The sequence below is a fragment of the Amaricoccus sp. genome (assembly GCF_017993425.1).
GTDB lineage: Bacteria > Pseudomonadota > Alphaproteobacteria > Rhodobacterales > Rhodobacteraceae > Amaricoccus.
This window is the reverse complement of record NZ_JAGOMQ010000004.1, coordinates 154,424-169,920: the sequence shown is the minus strand read 5'-3', so window position 1 is coordinate 169,920 and position 15,497 is coordinate 154,424. Positions and strand designations below refer to the sequence as shown.

Genomic DNA, 15,497 nt, shown 5'->3' with positions numbered 1-15,497 from the left:
CGAGCGCGGAATCGCGCTCGCCCCCCGAGGGGCGATCGCGGACGGATTTGCCACGGGTCAAATCCGTCTGGCGTCACCGTCCCGCACTCTCCCGACCGGGGTTTCTCTCCACTGTCGTGCAGTCTGCCGCCGCCTCACTGCACGACGCCTGCCCTGCCGGATCCACGGCGCGCGCCGAGCGACCGAAGCGGGCTTGCCCGCGAGGCCCGGCGCGACAGGCGAAAGCACCGCTTTCGCCGCGCCGACGGCTGGAGCGCGGTTGCGCGCGGAAGCCGTCAGGGGCGCAGATTTCTGCGGAAGCGCGCAATCCGTCCGTGAGCGCCCCGGCGAGCGCGGAATCGCGCTCGCCCCCCGCAGGGGCGATCGCGGACGGATTTGCCGCGGGTCAAATCCGTCTGGCGTCGGCGTCGCGACCTGGTTCCGGCCGGGCTTCGGCTCCATCGTCGCGCAGTGTGCATCGCTGTCGCCGCCGCACGACGGAGGCGGCGAGGATCGGCCTGCGGCGAGGAGGTCCCGCCTCGCGACGGCTCCCGCCGCCCTCGCCGCTCAGATCGAGAAGCTGGTGCCGCAGCCGCAGGAGGAGGTGGCGTTGGGGTTCTTGACCACGAAGCGCGCGCCGATCAGCTCGTCGGCGAAGTCGATCTCGGCGTCGGCGAGGAAGGGCAGCGACACCGGGTCGATCAGCACGCGCTGGCCGTCCTTCTCCAGCACCAGATCCTCCGGATCGGCCTCCGGCTCGAGCCGGATGTCGTACTGGAAGCCCGAGCAGCCGCCGCCCTCGACGGCGACGCGCAGCGCCTGCGGCGCGGCGCCGATCTCGGCGAGGCGGGCGAAGGCGCGCTCGGTGACGCGCGGGGGAAGGGCGAAGGACATGGGGCCAAGCCTCGGGACTGCCTCTCGTCCCGAGATAGGCGCGGCGGCGCGCGGCGACAAGCGGCGGGATCGTCATCGAGGCATCGTCCCGGCGTCACGCAAGCATCAAGGAGCGGGGCTAGGAGAGCCGGCGAACCCTGAACCGCAGCCACGCCCCGGCGCCGCCCGGGGGCCGCAACGCGAGGCCAGCCATGAACGACCACAACCGCGCCGGATTCCGCTCGAGCCAGCTCGAGGGCGGCGTCGGGTCGAGCAACCCGACCGCCAACCCGACCATGGGCGAGATCATCGCCGCCCGCTTCTCGCGCCGCGGCGTGCTGCGCGGCGCCCTCGCGGTCTCGGCCATCGCCGCGACGGTGAGCCCGCTCGCCCTGATGACCGCCGGGCGCGCCCGCGCCGCCGAGGGCTCCGCCTTCGACTTCCCCGAGCTCGCGGCCGGCGTCGACGCGCGCCACCATGTCGCCGAGGGCTACGACGCCGACGTGCTGCTGCGCTGGGGCGACCCGCTCTTCCCCGACGCCCCCGCATTCGACGTCGACGCCCAGACCCCGGAGGCGCAGGCGCGGCAGTTCGGCTACAACAACGACTTCGTCGGCTTCATCCCGCTCGACGGCGCGGCCGACCGCGGCCTTCTCGTCGTCAACCACGAATACACCGACCCGCACATGATGTTCCCCGGCGTCGTGCGCATCGTCGACGCCGAGGGCGGCGAGAAGGCGATCGAGATCGCGCCCGCCGACCGGAACCGCGTCGACGTCGAGATGGCCGCGCATGGCGGGACCATCGTCGAGATCGTCCGCGAGGGCGGCAAGTGGCGCCCCGTGCTCGACGGCGCGCTCAACCGCCGCATCACCGCGATGACGCCGATGGCGCTGACCGGCCCCGCCGCCGGCAGCCCGCGCCTCGCGACCTCGGCCGACCCGACGGGCCGCGCCGTCCTCGGCACCCTCAACAACTGCGCCGGCGGGGTGACGCCCTGGGGCACCTACGTGATGGCCGAGGAGAACATCCACGGCTACTTCATGGGCGCGCTGCCGGAGGGGAGCCCGGAGGCGGCGAACTACGAGAGGCTCGGCCTGCCGGAGGGAACCTACGAGTGGGGCGTCTTCCACCCGCGCTTCGACGTCGGCAAGGAGCCGAACGAGGCCAACCGCTTCGGCTGGGTGGTCGAGGTCGACGTGCTGGACCCGGCCTCGACGCCGAGGAAGCGCACCGCCCTCGGCCGCTTCAAGCACGAGGGCGCCGAGTCGGTCGTCGCCCCGGGCGGGCAGGTGGTCTTCTACCTCGGCGACGACGAGCGCTTCGACTACGTCTACAAGTTCGTCACCGCGGGCCGCCTCGACCCGGCGGACCGCGCCGCCAACATGGACCTGCTCGACGAAGGGAAGCTCTACGTCGCGCGCTTCGAGGCGGACGGCACGATGCGCTGGATGCCGCTCGTCCACGGCGAGGGGCCGCTGACCGAGGCGAACGGCTTCGCCGGGCAGGCCGACGTGCTGATCGAGACCCGCCGCGCCGCCGATCTCCTCGGCGCGACGCCGATGGACCGGCCGGAGGACATCGAGCCGAACCCGGTGAACGGCCACGTCTACGTCATGCTGACCAACAACAGCCGCCGCAAGGAGGACCAGGTCGACGCCGCCAACCCGCGGGCCGAGAACAGGTTCGGCCACATCATCGAGATCGCCGAGAAGGACGGGGACTTCGCCGCGACGGAGGGGACCTGGGAGGTGCTGCTGAAATGCGGCGACCCGGCCGTCGCCGAGGTGGGCGCGACCTTCTCGACCGCGACGACGGCCAACGGCTGGTTCGGGATGCCGGACAACTGCTCGGTCGACGCCGAGGGGCGGCTCTGGGTGGCCACCGACGGCAACTCCCCCTCCGCCACCGGCCGCACCGACGGCGTCTGGGCGGTCGACACCGGCCCGGCCGCCCGCGGCACGTCGCGGCTGTTCTTCCGGGTGCCGGTCGGGGCCGAGATGTGCGGGCCGCGGGTGCTCGCCGATCTCGAGACGATGTTCGTGGCGGTGCAGCACCCGGGCGACGGCGGCGACGACTGGGACGGCTTCGGCCGGCTCTCCTACTTCGAGGATCCCTCGACCCGCTGGCCGGACTTCGACGACGGGATGCCGCCCCGCCCCGCCGTGGTGGCGATCACCCGCCAGGGCGGCGGCCGCATCGGCTGACACGCTCTCGGGTTGACTTCCGCGCACGCCCCGCGTGCGCCCGGCCGCTGTCCCCCGGTCCGTCGGGCCTCGCCGAAGCGAGGCCCGAGAGGGGTTCAGATGTCCCGGACGCAGCAATCGCGCCGCGCCTGCCCGGCTGGCGCGCCCAGGCGCGTCTGCCCCGGGCGGGCAGGCGCGGCGCGATTTGTCGCTGGCCAGATCGCGCGGGGAAATCCGTGGGGGCGGCGCGCTGACCACGACACGAACGGATCAACCGGATTCGTATCGGGCGCCGCCCGGGGGCGGGGCGCTTTTCGTCCCGCCCGCGATGGTCTAAGCCTCGTCGCGACGCGCCAGCCCCGCGCGCCGCGACGAGGAGCCCGCATGACCGCCGCCTTCGCGACCCGGCCGGACGAGAGCCGCGGGCGGCTGTTTCCCGAGGAGGGCTCGACCCACCGCTCGCCGTTCCAGCGCGACCGCGACCGGATCATCCACTCCTCGGCCTTCCGCCGGCTGAAGCACAAGACCCAGGTCTTCGTCGAGCACGAGGGCGACTACTACCGCACCCGGCTCACCCACTCGATCGAGGTGGCGCAGGTCGCGCGCACGCTGGCGCGCACCCTCGACGTCAACGAGGAGCTGGCCGAGGCGGTGGCGCTCGCCCACGACCTCGGCCACCCGCCCTTCGGCCATACCGGCGAGGACGAGCTCGCGCGGCTGATGGAGCCCTTCGGCGGCTTCGACCACAACGCCCAGGCGATCAAGATCGTCACCCGGCTGGAGGCGCACTACGCCGACTTCGACGGGCTGAACCTGACCTGGGAGACGCTGGAGGGCCTCGCCAAGCATAACGGCCCGGTGACCGGCGACATCCCCTACGGCCTCGCGGAATACGTCGCCCGCCACGACCTCGAGCTCGGCACCCACGCGAGCGTCGAGGCGCAGGTGGCGGCGATCTCCGACGACATCGCCTACAACAACCACGACCTCGCCGACGGCCTGCGCGCCGGGCTCTTCACGCTCGACGACCTGCGCGCCCTGCCGCTGATCGGCCCCTGCGTGGCGGTGGTCGACGCCCGCTGGCCCGGGCTCGCCCCGGGGCGGCGCGAGCACGAGGCGCTGCGGCGGTTCTTCGGGCTCCTCGTCGAGGACGTGCTGGCGACGAGCCGCGCCCGCCTCGCCGAGGCCGTCCCGCGCTCGGCCGCCGAGGTGCGCCACGCCGGCCGGCCGATGGTGCGCTTCTCCGACGCGAGCTTCGCCGAGCTGAAGGAGATCCGCGCCTTCCTCTACGCGCGCATGTACCGGCACTGGACGGTGCAGCGGATGCGGCGCAAGGCCAAGCGGGTGGTGCGCGAGCTCTTCGAGACCTTCCTCGCGGCGCCCGAGCTGATGCCGGACGACTGGAACGCCTGCGCGGCGCTCGACGAGACCGGCCGCGCCCGGGTGGTCTCCGACTACATCGCCGGCATGACCGACCGCTTCGCGCTGCAGGAGCACGGCCGCCTGACCGACCCGCTGGTCAAGGGCTGAGGGCCCGCGGGCGCCGACCGGCGCGGCGGGCGTCCGCCCGGGCCGGCCGCGGGGGCCGGCCCGGGCAGGGCCCGGTCGGGGCTCAGTCGTTCTCGAGCAGGTTGTCCCAGATCAGCGCGCCGATGCCGGCGCCGACGAGGGGGGCGAGCCAGAACACCCAGAGCTGCGACAGGAAGGTCGGGTTGCCCTCGGGCGCCTGGGCGAAGAGCACCACCGCGGTGGCGCGGGCCGGGTTCACCGCGGTGTTGGTGACCGGGATGGCGATCAGGTGGATGAGCGTCAGCGCGAGGCCGATGGCGATCGGCGCGAAGCCCGCCGGGGCGCCGGGCCGGGTGACGCCGAGGATGACGACGAGGAAGAACGCCGTCAGCACCACCTCGATCGTGAAGGCCGGCACGAGGCCGTAGCCGCCCGGCGAGTTCGCGCCGAAGCCGTTCGCCGCGAAGCCGCCCGGGCCGGTCCAGCCCGCCTGGCCGGAGGCGATGACGTAGAGGATGACCGCGGCGACGACGCCGCCCGCCACCTGCGCCACCCAGTAGGGGATGACCTCGGACCACTCGAAGCGGTTGGCGACGGCGAGGCCGAGCGTCACCGCGGGGTTGAAATGGCCGCCCGAGATGCCGCCGACCGCATAGGCCATCGTCAGCACGGTGAGGCCGAAGGCGAGCGAGACGCCGACGAAGCCGATCCCGAGATCCGGGAAGCCCGCCGCGAGCACGGCGCTGCCGCAGCCGCCGAAGACGAGCACGAAGGTGCCGAGCGCCTCCGCGGTCAGTTTCTTGAACATGATGTCCCTCGATGATTCGCAACCAGCCGAAGTCTCTAGCGACTTCCCGGCGCGCGAAAAGCGCAATGCGCGCCCGAGCAGGGCTCCGAACTCATGTGACAGGTGACAGGGGCGGATTTCTCTGAATCGATGCGGCGCCGCTGAATCGGAGCCGCCCATGATCCTGTCCGCCGAAGGCCTGCCCCGGAAGTCGCGTCTCGCGGCGCTGCTCGCCCACTTCGCGGACGTGGAGGACCCCCGCGACGTGCGACGCATCCTGCATCCGCTGCCGGAGGTGCTGCTCCTCGTGGTCTGCGGCACGATCGCCGACTGCGACGACTACGAGGACATCGCCGGCTGGGGCGCCGCGCACCTCGACTTCCTCCGCCGGCATCTGCCCTACGCCAACGGCGTGCCGGGCGAGCGCTGGCTCACCATCCTGATGAACCGCATCGACCCGGGCCTCTTCTCCGCCGCCTTCGCCGCCTGGGTGCGCGAGAGCTGGCCGGAGAAGGCGTCCCTCGTCGCCATCGACGGCAAGACCTCGCGCCGCAGCCACGACCGGGCCGCCGGCGCCGGCCCCCTGCACCTCGTCTCGGCCTTCGCCACCACCGCCCGCCTGGTGCTGGCCCAGGAGGCCGTCCCCGACAAGGCGAGCGAGCTCGCCGCCATCCCGCCGCTCGCCGCTCCTCGAGCGCCTCGGCGCCGACGGCGGCCTCGAGGGCGCCCTCGTCTCGATCGACGCCGTCGCCACCAACCCCGGGATCGCCACCGCCATCGCCGCCCAGGGCGCCGACTGGCTGCTCGCGGTCAAGGCCAACCAGCCGACGCTGCGCGCCGAGGTCGAGGCCGCCTTCGCCGAGGCCGCGGCCCGGGCCGAGGCCGGCGCGGGCGCCGCCCTCGACACCCACCTCGACCTCGACAAGGGCCACGGCCGCGTCGAGGCGCGCCGGATCGCGGTCCTCCGCGAGATCGACTGGCTCGACGGCGCCCGCCGCTTCCCGGGCGAGCTCCGCCTGCCCGGCGCCGCCTGCCTCGTCCGCGCCGAGACCCGGGTCGAGAGCGGCGGCAGGACCCGCACCGAGACCCGGCTCTTCGTCTCCTCCCGCGCCCTCTCCGCCGCCGACGCAGCCGCCGCGATCCGCGGCCACTGGGCGATCGAGAACCGGCTGCACTGGGTGCTCGACGTCACCTTCGCCGACGACCAGTCCCGCCTGCGCAAGGGCCACGGAGCCCGGAACATGGCCACCGTCCGCCACTTCGCCCTCAACCTCGTCCGAACCCACGTCGACAAGCGGTCGATCAAGACCCGACGCAAGATCGCCGGGTGGGACCCGACCTACCTCGACGAAATCCTCGCGTCGCGGCAAGCGTGATTTGGATTCGGAGCCCTGCGCGCCCGAGGCGGCCAGGGCGGCCGCCCGAAGGCCCCGCATGTCGGCTCCCGCCGCGGCGCCGTCCCTCGATCCCCTTCGTCGTTCTGGCGGCGGGCGGGGGAGGGCGCGCGCGGGGAGAGCGGCTCCGGGCGCGCAAGGCGGCCCCGTCGCTGCCGCGGGACGGGTCAAGGCCTTCGGCCGACCGCCCCGGATCCCGCCCTTGCCGGCTCGACACCGGCGCCGAAAGCGCTACTCTCCCGCGCCAAAGACTGCCCAGGGAGGCTCGCAGCCATGCCGAAATTCGGCCTCAGCCAGTCCGTGCGCCGCAAGGAGGACAAGCGCTTCCTCACCGGCACGGGCGACTATCTCGACGACAACGCCCCCGAGGGCGCGCTCCACGCCATGTTCTTCCGCAGCCCCGTCGGGCATGGCCGCATCGCGGGCCTCGATGTCGCCGCCGCCCGCGCCGTGCCCGGGGTCGCGGCGGTCTACACCGCCGCCGACCTCGCCGGGAAGCTCGACAACGGCATGGACTTCGAGGTCGTGCCCAACCGCGACGGCAGCAAGGGCGCTTCCCCCCGCCGGCCCATCCTCGCCGAGGACGTCGTCCGCTACGCCGGCGAGGCGATCGCCGTCGTGGTCGCCGAGACCCGCGCCGCGGCGCTCGACGCCATCGACGCCATCGCCTGCGACTTCGAGGATCTGCCCGTCCATGTCGAGACGGCGGTCGGCGGCGAGACCATCCACCCGGAGGCCCCGGGCAATCTCGCCTACGACTGGGTCTTCGGCGACGAGGCGGCGACCGACGCCGCCTTCGCCGCGGCCGCCCACACCACCCGGCTCGAGCTCGTCAACAACCGCGTCATGGGCATGTCGCTGGAGCCGCGCGGGGCCTGGGCGGAATGGAACGGCACGCGCCTCCACGTCGCCTATTCCGGCCAGGGCGTCTGGATGCTGAAGGACGAGCTCGCCAAGCGCTTCGCCCTCCCCAAGGCCGACGTGCGCGTCACCACGCCCGACGTCGGCGGCGGCTTCGGCATCAAGACCTTCAACTACCCCGAATATTTCGCCGTCGCCTTCGCCGCCCGCGAGCTCGGCCGCCCCGTCCGCTGGGCCTCCGGCCGCGGCGAGGCGATGCTGACCGACAACGGCGGCCGCGACCACGTCACCACCGCCGAGGCCGCCTTCGACAAGGACCTGAAGCTCGTCGCCATGCGGGTGAACTGCGTCTCGAACCTCGGCGCCTACAATTCCTGCTTCGGGCAGTGGATCGCCTCGGACGTGGCGCTGAAGGTCATGCCGGGGGTCTACGACTTCCAGACCGCCTTCGTGAACGTCAAGGGCGTCTACACCAACACCACGCCCGTCGACGCCTATCGCGGCGCCGGCCGGCCGGAATCGATCTACACGATCGAGCGGCTGATGGACTGGTCCGCCCGCCAGCTCGGCGTCGACGCGCTGGAGCTGCGGCGCAAGAGCTTCATCCCGCGCAAGAGCTTCCCCTACCGCACCGTGGTCGGCGAGCTCTACGACGTCGGCGACTTCGAGCGCGTGCTCGACCGCGCCGTCGCCGAGGCCGACCTCGCCGGCTTCGCCGCCCGCAAGGCCGCCTCCGCCGCCGAGGGCCGGCTGCGCGGGCTCGGGCTCTGCTACTACATCGAGTCGATCCTCGGCGACGACCGCGAGGGCGCGACCATCGCCTTCGCCGAGGACGGCATGGTCGAGATCTACGCCGGCACCCAGTCGAACGGCCAGGGCCACGAGACGGTGTTCGCGCAGTTCCTGCACGAGCGGGCGGGCATCCCCTTCGACCGCATCCGCTACGTCCAGGGCGACAGCGACCGCATCGCCTGGGGCGGCGGCACCGGCGGCTCGCGCTCGGTGACGCTCCAGGGCAACGCCATCAACCAGGCGGCCGACGAGGTGATCGCCAAGTTCCGCCCGCTCGCCGAGGAGGAGCTGGAGGTCGCCCGCGCCGACCTCGTCTTCGAGGAGGGCGCCTTCCGCGTCGCCGGCACCGACCGCGCCGTCGGTCTCCTGGAGCTCGCCGGCACGGCGCGCGCCCGGGGGCTGACCGGCCTCCTCGTCACCGAGACGAAGTACAAGGTGCCCGGCCGCTCCTACCCGAACGGGGCGCATTTCGCCGAGGTCGAGGTCGACCCGGAGACCGGCCGCGTGCGGGTCGAGCGCTACACCGTGGTCGACGATTTCGGCTTCCTGGTGAACCCGATGCTCGCCGAGGGCCAGGTCCATGGCGGCGTGGCGCAGGGCTACGGCCAGGCGGTGGCGGAGCGGGTGGTCTACTCGCCCGAGGGCCAGCTCCTGTCGGGCTCGTTCATGGACTACGCCATGCCGCGCGCCGACGACCTGCCGAACATCGCCTTCTCGACCGAGCTTGTGCCCTCGACGGCCAACGAGACCGGCATGAAGGGCTGCGGCGAGGCCGGCACGGTGGGCGCGCTCGCCGCGATCACCAACGCCGCCCTCGACGCCCTCTGGCCCGCCGGCGTCCGCCATGTCGATATGCCGCTGACCCCCGGCCGCGTCTGGAGCTGGATCGACGGCGCCCGCCACGCCGCGGAGTAGCGCGCGGGCCCCGGGGGGCCTCGCCTCGGACGGCCGGCCCGCCCGGCCATCCCGTCGCCGCTCGCGGCCCGGCCCGGCGACATCTCAAGAGAGCATCGGCGGGGACAGGGGCGCCCGTGCGCCCGCCCTGCCGCGGAGCGGTCAGCCGGAGAGCGCCGGACTCCGCTCCGGGGCGCGAGCGCAGGGATCGCCTGCCCCGCGGCGCCGTTGCGAGGCGAGGCCTCGCCGCTGGTCGACCCTTGCCGCCTCCGTCGGCAGTGTGAGGAACCCCCGCCTCCGGCGGTCGGGGATCAGGCTCCGAGGCACCAGCGCATGATCGCCTTCTGGGCGTGCAGCCGGTTCTCCGCCTCGTCGAAGACCGCGGAGGCCGGGCCGTCCATCACCTCGCTCGTCACCTCCTCGCCGCGATGCGCCGGCAGGCAGTGCATGAAGAGCGCATCCGCCTTCGCCCGCCCCATCAGCCGCGCGTCGACCTGATAGGGCCGGAGCTGGTTGTGCCGCCGCTCGCGCGTCGAGACGGCGTCGTGCATCGAGACCCAGGTGTCCGTCACCACGAGATCCGCCCCCTCGACCGCCCGCCCCGGATCGCGCTCGATCGCCACCCTCGCCCCGCGCTCGCGGGCGAAGGCCAGCGCCGAGGGCGCGGGATCGAGCGTCGGCGGCCCGGCGAAGGTGAAGTCGAAGCCGAGCTGCCCCGCGGCGTGCAGGAACGAGGCGCAGACGTTGTTGCCGTCCCCGAGCCACACCACCTTGCGCCCGGCGATCGGCCCGCGCTTCTCCTCGAAGGTCATCACGTCCGCCATGATCTGGCAGGGATGGCTCGCGTCGGTCAGCCCGTTGATCACCGGCACCGTGGCGTGCTCGGCCAGCTCGACCAGCGAGGCCTCGTCGAAGGTGCGGATCATGATCAGGTCGACGTAGCGCGACAGCACCCGGGCGGTGTCGGCGATCGTCTCGCCGTGGCCGAGCTGCATCTCCTTGCCGGTCAGCACCAGCGTCTCGCCGCCCATCTGCCGGACGCCGACGTCGAAGCTCGCCCGCGTCCGCGTCGAGGGCTTCTCGAAGATCAGCGCGACGACGTGGTCCTTCAGCGGCTGCGCGTCGTCGCGCGCCCCCTTGGGCCGTCCCGCCCGCGCGGCCTTTATCGCGGCCGCCTGCGCGAGCATCCCGCGGATGTCCTCCGGCGCGGTGTCGCGCAGGTCGAGGAAGCTCCTCATGCCGCCGCTTCGAGCCGGCTCGCCGCCGCGTCGAGGCGCTTCAGCCCCTCGTCGATCTCGGCGTCGGTCAGGTTCAGCGGCGGCAGGAGCCGCACCACGTTGTCGGCCGCCGGCACCGCGATCACCCGCTCGGCATAGCCCGCCGCCACCACGTCGGCCGGGGCCTTGCGGCAGCGCAGCCCGAGCATCAGCCCCTCGCCGCGCACGCCCTCGAAGACGTCCGGATGCGCCGCGACCAGCCCCTCGAGCCCCTGGCGGAACCGCCCCGCCGCACGGCTCACCCCGTCGAGGAAGCCCGGCGCCGTCACCACGTCCATCACCGCCGCCCCGATCGCGCAGGCGAGCGGGTTGCCGCCATAGGTCGAGCCGTGCGTGCCGAGCCCCATGCCGGAGGCGGCCTTCTCCGTGGCGAGGCAGGCGCCGAGCGGGAAGCCCCCGCCGATCCCCTTCGCCACCGTCATGATGTCCGGCGTGATCCCCGCCCATTCGTGGTGGAAGAGCTTGCCGGTCCGGCCCATGCCGCACTGGATCTCGTCGAGGATCAGCAGCACGCCCGTCTCGTCGCAGAGCGCCCGCAGGCCGCGCAGGTCCTCGCGCGACAGCGCCCGGATGCCGCCCTCGCCCTGGATCGGCTCGACCAGCACCGCGGCCGTCTCCGGTCCGATGGCGGCGCGCACCTCGGCGAGGTCGAAGAACGGCAGGTGGTCGAAGCCCGGCACCACCGGCCCGAAGCCCTTGACCATCTTCTCCGACCCCGCCGCCGAGATCGCGCCGTAGCTGCGGCCGTGGAACGAGCCCTCGAAGGCGATGATCCGGGTGCGCTGCGGCTCGCCCTCGTGGTCGAAATGCTTGCGCGCCATCTTGATCGCGCACTCGATCGCCTCGGTGCCCGAGTTGGTCACGAACACCGTGTCGGCGAAGGTATGCGCCACCAGCCGCTCCGCCAGCGCCTCCTGCTGGGGGATGCGGTAGAGGTTCGAGGTGTGCCAGAGCTTGCGCCCCTGCGCCTCCAACGCCGCGACCAGCGCGGGATGGGCATGGCCGAGCAGCGTCACCGCGATGCCGGCGCCGAGGTCGAGATATCGCTCGCCGTCGTCCGCGACGAGCCACGGACCCGCGCCCTCGACGAAGGCCATCGGCGCGCGGTTGTAGGTCGGCAGGACAGGCGGGATCACGGGTGTCGCCCTCTCTCGCGCGGCCGTCTGAACGCGAAAGCCCCACCGGCGGCCGCGGCGGTGGGGCGGCTCCGTCTTAGCCGCAGCCCGCCGCGCAAGTCAATTCGGCCGCCATGCGCCAGCGGCGCCCGCGCGGGGGCGTTTCGGGCCGGAACCGGTCGCGCAAGTCCGGCGCCAAGCGGTGAATACGGTTGCACGAGCGACAAAATGCTGCATATGGTTCGGTCGCCGAAGAAGGGGACGGTGACAGGGGTGGCGACGCCGCGGCACGATGGCCGCGAAGCGAAGCCTTGACAACCCGTACTGAAGCCCCGCTGGCGCTGGCCCAAGTCTTGGGAGGAAACGGGAAGCGGTCTGCAAGCAGGCCGCTTCCCACTGCTGCCCCGGGGGCGTCCCCGGCCGCCCGTCGTCAGAGCACGAAGTCGCCCTGGAAGTAGTCGGCCGCGACGGTCGCGCCGTCGTGGATGTCGATGCGGAACTCGAAGCCGCTCGCGCCCGAGATGTTGCCGCGCACCCGGGTCACGTCGCCGACGTCGATCAGCGACAGGCCGCCCACCGCCGTCGAGTTCCAGACGAAGGCCTGGTTGCCGGCGACGTTGTCGTTCGCGTCCATCGTCGACAGGTCGATGACGTCGCCGCCGGCGACGCCCGCGCCCTGGAACGCGCTCGCCGCGCCGTCGGCGACGATGACGTCGAACGCCGTCCACGACGAATGCGCGGCGACGTTGAAGTCGAACCGGTCGGCGCCGAGCCCGCCGCGCAGCTCGTCCGCGCCGACGTCGCCGGCGAGGAAGTCGTTGCCGTCGAGTCCGCGCAGCACGTCCGACCCGCCGTAGCCGATCAGCGTGTTGTTCGAGGCGTTGCCGACCAGCTGGTTGGCGAGCGTGTTGCCGCGCCCGTCGATCGCCGTGCCGGTCAGCGTCAGGTTCTCGATGTTCGCGCCGAGCACGTGGTTGACCGAGGCGAGCACCCGGTCGACGCCGCCGCCGCCGGCCGCCTCGGCCGCCACGTCGCCGATCGCGTCGACGACATAGGTGTCGTTGCCCGTCCCGCCGTTCATCGAGTCGATGCCGGCGCCCCCGTCGAGATTGTCGGCCCCGCTGCCGCCGAGGAGCGTGTCGGCCCCGTCCTCGCCGCGCAGCTGGTCGTTGCCGCCGCCGCCGTTGATCACGTCGTTCCCGGCGCCGCCGCGGATGACGTTGGCCCCGGACGTGCCGGTCAGCGTGTCGTTGCCGACGCCGGAGATCAGGTTCTCCATGTTGAGGAAGGACTCGCCGATCCAGTTGGTCAGGCCGGTGGCGAGGTTCACCACGTAGTCGAAGCTGTAGTAGGCCGTGTCGAGCGTATCGACGCCGGAGCCGCCGTCGATGGTCTCCGGCGTCCCGAGCACGGCGTAGATGTAGTCGTCGCCGCCCTCGCCATAGGCGGCGTCCGAGCCGCCGCCGCCGTCGAGGACGTCGTTGCCGTCGCCGCCGACCAGCACGTCGTCGCCGTCGCCGCCGTTGAGGTAGTCGGCGCCCGCCTCGCCGTAGAGGGTGTCGTTCCCCGTGGCGCCGTAGATCGAATCGGCGCCGGAGTTGCCCTGCACCACGTCGTTGCCCGCGCCGGCATAGAGGTAGTTCGCCCCCGCTGTGCCGTAGAGCGTGTCGTTGCCGGCCCCGCAGACGATGTTCTCCATCTCGGTGAAGCTCTCGCCGGCGTAGTTGGTGGCGCCGGTGACGAGGTTGACGACGTAGTCGAAGCCCCAGCTCGTGGTGTCGAGCGTGTCGACGCCCGCGCCGCCGACGATGGTCTCGGGCGTGCCGACCGAGGCGTAGATGTAGTCGTTGCCGTTGCCGCCGTAGCAGGTGTCCGAGCCGCCGCCGCCGTTCAGCGTGTCGTCGCCGTCGCCGCCGGACAGGAAGTCGTTGCCGCCCGAGCCGCCCCACAGGTAGTCGTTGCCGGCGTTGCCGTAGAGCGCGTTGTTGGCGGCGTTGCCGTAGATGGTGTCGTGGCCGGAGCCGCCGATCGCCGCCTCGATCAGCGAGCGGGCGTCGCCGGCGTATTGCAGCGCGTTGAAGACGTTGCCGCGGGCGTAGACGCCGTCGCCGAGATAGGCGAGCTGCGCCGAGGAGAAGGTCGAGTTGCCGCCCGGCGACAGGTCGATCCTGAGGTTGGTGGCGTAGTTCGACAGGTCGTAGGTGTCGTAGCCGCCGCCGTCCCAGATCGTCGAGAAGATGCGGTTGCCGCCCGGGTCGATCGCCAGCGCGCCGTTGACGTAGGATTCGCCCGACGTCGCGCTCCAGGTGTAGGTGGTGTTGCCGGAGTTGATGCTGAAGTTCGCGCCGTAGATGTGCTGGAGCGCCGGGATGTCGAGCATCATGAAGCTCTGCGCGTAGCCCCAGGTCTCGTTGGTGTAGCCCGACAGCGCCGAGCCCACGTGCGAGCGGTAGGTCATGACCGAGAACTCCATCGAGTCCCAGTCGTAGGGCAGGGCGCCGTAGACCCCGGTCTCCTGCCCGTGCTTGAGCCCGAGCGCGTGGCCGAGCTCGTGGATCACCGTGTGGTAGTCGTAGTTGCCGGCGGTCGGGAAGCGTCCCGAGTTGCCGAAGAAGGCGTCGCCCCCCTGCGGCGAGGTCGACGGGTAATAGGCGTAGGCGGTGCCCGGGTTCGAGGTGTTGGCCACCCGGATCGTGCCGGCGCCGCTGCCCGAGCCCGCATAGTCGAGCGTCAGGTTGGTGAACCCCTCGACCGAGAAGCCCGCCCCGCCGATCGGCTGGCCATAGCTGACGCTGTTGAGCGCGGCGTGGACAGCGAGCATCTGCTGGGCCGAGACCTGCCCGAAGTTCGAGAAGGCCTCCGGGTGGTTCGACTGGTAGTCGAAGCGGCTGTCGGGGTCGGAATAGGTGATGTAGCCGCCGGACCAGCCGACGCCGGCGAGGATGCCGTCGATCGCTTGGTTGCCGGTGGCCCCGACCGAGAACGTGCCGGTCCCGCTGCCGTTCTCGACCGGCCCGGGATCGACGGCGACGGGCCCGTCCGCCGCGTCGGGCAACGCCGTCGCCGGCGCGGCGACACGCGTCGCGCCGGCCATCGCCGTCGCGGCCACGCCGGCGACGGCGGCGCGCGCCGCCTCCTCGTCCGGCGCGCCGAGGCCGAGGTCCAGCCCCGCCCCGTCGTCCTCCGCCTCGTCGTCGGCCTCGGCCGCGGCGATGGGCTGGTCGTCGGGAAGGGTGGGGTCGAGCGGATCGGGAAGGGAAGGTACGGACGTGTACTGCAAAGACATCGCACAAGCTCCTACTCGGGACATTTACGGACAGCCGAAGTCGTTCGCGAAACTTCGCGCCTCGGCATGTGGGTCACTGGGATCGCGCGAAATTGCGCCCGGCTAGTTCGAATCGGAAGTACGAATCGTCCTATGGGCGTTAACCATACCACAGCCGAATCGGTCTTGTCTCGCGCGGCGCGCGCCGCCCTGCGCCTCGGCCTCGCCGCGCTGGCGACGGCGGCCGCCGCGGAATCGGCGCCCCCGCCGCCCCCGGGCGCCGCGCTCGCCGAGGAGCTGGCGCTCGCCGAGGCGGCGGGGACCAGCGCCGCGCTGATCCTCTTCGTCGCCCGCCACCCCGACGAAGCCGACGCGGCCCGCGCCCGCCTCGCCGCCCGCCATGCGCCCGACCCCGCGCCGGCCGCCGGCCCCGACGCCGACATGATCGCCGCCTTCGACGCCGCGCGGCGGAGCGGCGATCCGGCGGCGCTCGCCGCCTTCGCCGCCCGCTACCCGGGACACCCCCTCGCCGCCGAGGCGCTGCGCCCGGAATGGTCGCGCTGAG

General features: G+C 72.7%; 9 protein-coding genes and 1 pseudogene. 5 read left to right on the top strand and 5 right to left on the bottom strand.

Annotation, left to right across the window (positions count from 1 at the left end; genetic code table 11):
* Nucleotides 1-546: 546 nt before the first annotated feature.
* Nucleotides 547-873 (bottom strand): iron-sulfur cluster assembly accessory protein, encoded by a 327-nt coding sequence (locus KBB57_RS03565; RefSeq protein ID WP_290746892.1) that lies wholly within the window; start codon nt 871-873, stop codon nt 547-549.
* Between the two features lie 191 nt (nt 874-1,064).
* On the opposite strand from KBB57_RS03565, the gene KBB57_RS03560 reads away from it, so the two are divergent.
* Nucleotides 1,065-3,059 carry a PhoX family phosphatase gene (locus KBB57_RS03560; RefSeq protein ID WP_290746889.1) on the top strand — a complete coding sequence of 665 codons (1,995 nt, stop codon included), beginning with the start codon at nt 1,065-1,067 and terminating at the stop codon, nt 3,057-3,059.
* Between the two features lie 363 nt (nt 3,060-3,422).
* Entirely contained in the window at nt 3,423-4,568 is a 1,146-nt protein-coding gene (locus KBB57_RS03555; protein WP_290746886.1) for a deoxyguanosinetriphosphate triphosphohydrolase, read from the top strand.
* 82 nt (nt 4,569-4,650) lie between these two features.
* On the opposite strand, the gene aqpZ is transcribed toward KBB57_RS03555, so the two are convergent.
* The gene (gene aqpZ / locus KBB57_RS03550) at nt 4,651-5,355 is read right to left on the bottom strand and encodes an aquaporin Z (RefSeq protein WP_290746883.1); all 705 of its coding nucleotides are present in this window, start codon (nt 5,353-5,355) and stop codon (nt 4,651-4,653) included.
* 157 nt (nt 5,356-5,512) lie between these two features.
* Between aqpZ and KBB57_RS03545 the strand changes: the two are divergent.
* Together KBB57_RS03545 and KBB57_RS03540 are read left to right on the top strand one after the other, a co-directional pair.
* A pseudogene (locus KBB57_RS03545) lies at nt 5,513-6,710 on the top strand (ISAs1 family transposase).
* 291 nt (nt 6,711-7,001) lie between these two features.
* The gene (locus KBB57_RS03540; RefSeq protein ID WP_290746880.1) at nt 7,002-9,296 is read left to right on the top strand and encodes a xanthine dehydrogenase family protein molybdopterin-binding subunit; all 2,295 of its coding nucleotides are present in this window, start codon (nt 7,002-7,004) and stop codon (nt 9,294-9,296) included.
* A gap of 290 nt (nt 9,297-9,586) precedes the next feature.
* Here the strand turns inward: KBB57_RS03540 and argF are convergent, their stop codons facing one another.
* The 3 genes from argF to KBB57_RS03525 all read right to left on the bottom strand — a co-directional run bounded on the left by argF (nt 9,587) and on the right by KBB57_RS03525 (nt 14,953).
* A complete protein-coding gene (argF, locus tag KBB57_RS03535) occupies nt 9,587-10,513 on the bottom strand; it encodes an ornithine carbamoyltransferase (RefSeq protein WP_290746876.1) in 927 nt (308 codons plus the stop codon).
* Nucleotides 10,510-11,688, bottom strand: a complete 1,179-nt coding sequence (locus KBB57_RS03530) for an aspartate aminotransferase family protein (RefSeq protein WP_290746874.1) — start codon at nt 11,686-11,688, stop codon at nt 10,510-10,512. The genes argF and KBB57_RS03530 overlap by 4 nt, the downstream gene beginning before the upstream one ends.
* Nucleotides 11,689-12,097: 409 nt before the next feature.
* Nucleotides 12,098-14,953, bottom strand: a complete 2,856-nt coding sequence (locus KBB57_RS03525) for a M10 family metallopeptidase (protein ID WP_290746872.1) — start codon at nt 14,951-14,953, stop codon at nt 12,098-12,100.
* Nucleotides 14,954-15,118: 165 nt separating this feature from the next.
* Between KBB57_RS03525 and KBB57_RS03520 the strand changes: the two genes are divergently transcribed.
* Nucleotides 15,119-15,496, top strand: a complete 378-nt coding sequence (locus KBB57_RS03520) for a hypothetical protein (RefSeq protein ID WP_290746869.1) — start codon at nt 15,119-15,121, stop codon at nt 15,494-15,496.
* Nucleotide 15,497 lies beyond the last annotated feature (1 nt).

What these genes read in the sequence shown, in the direction of transcription:
- aqpZ (WP_290746883.1), bottom strand. Translation starts at nt 5,355, where the DNA reads ATGTTCAAGAAACTGACCGCGGAGGCGCTCGGCACCTTCGTGCTCGTC.
- argF (WP_290746876.1), bottom strand. Translation starts at nt 10,513, where the DNA reads ATGAGGAGCTTCCTCGACCTGCGCGACACCGCGCCGGAGGACATCCGC.
- KBB57_RS03560 (WP_290746889.1), top strand. Translation starts at nt 1,065, where the DNA reads ATGAACGACCACAACCGCGCCGGATTCCGCTCGAGCCAGCTCGAGGGC.
- KBB57_RS03525 (WP_290746872.1), bottom strand. Translation starts at nt 14,953, where the DNA reads ATGTCTTTGCAGTACACGTCCGTACCTTCCCTTCCCGATCCGCTCGAC.
- KBB57_RS03540 (WP_290746880.1), top strand. Translation starts at nt 7,002, where the DNA reads ATGCCGAAATTCGGCCTCAGCCAGTCCGTGCGCCGCAAGGAGGACAAG.
- KBB57_RS03555 (WP_290746886.1), top strand. Translation starts at nt 3,423, where the DNA reads ATGACCGCCGCCTTCGCGACCCGGCCGGACGAGAGCCGCGGGCGGCTG.
- KBB57_RS03565 (WP_290746892.1), bottom strand. Translation starts at nt 873, where the DNA reads ATGTCCTTCGCCCTTCCCCCGCGCGTCACCGAGCGCGCCTTCGCCCGC.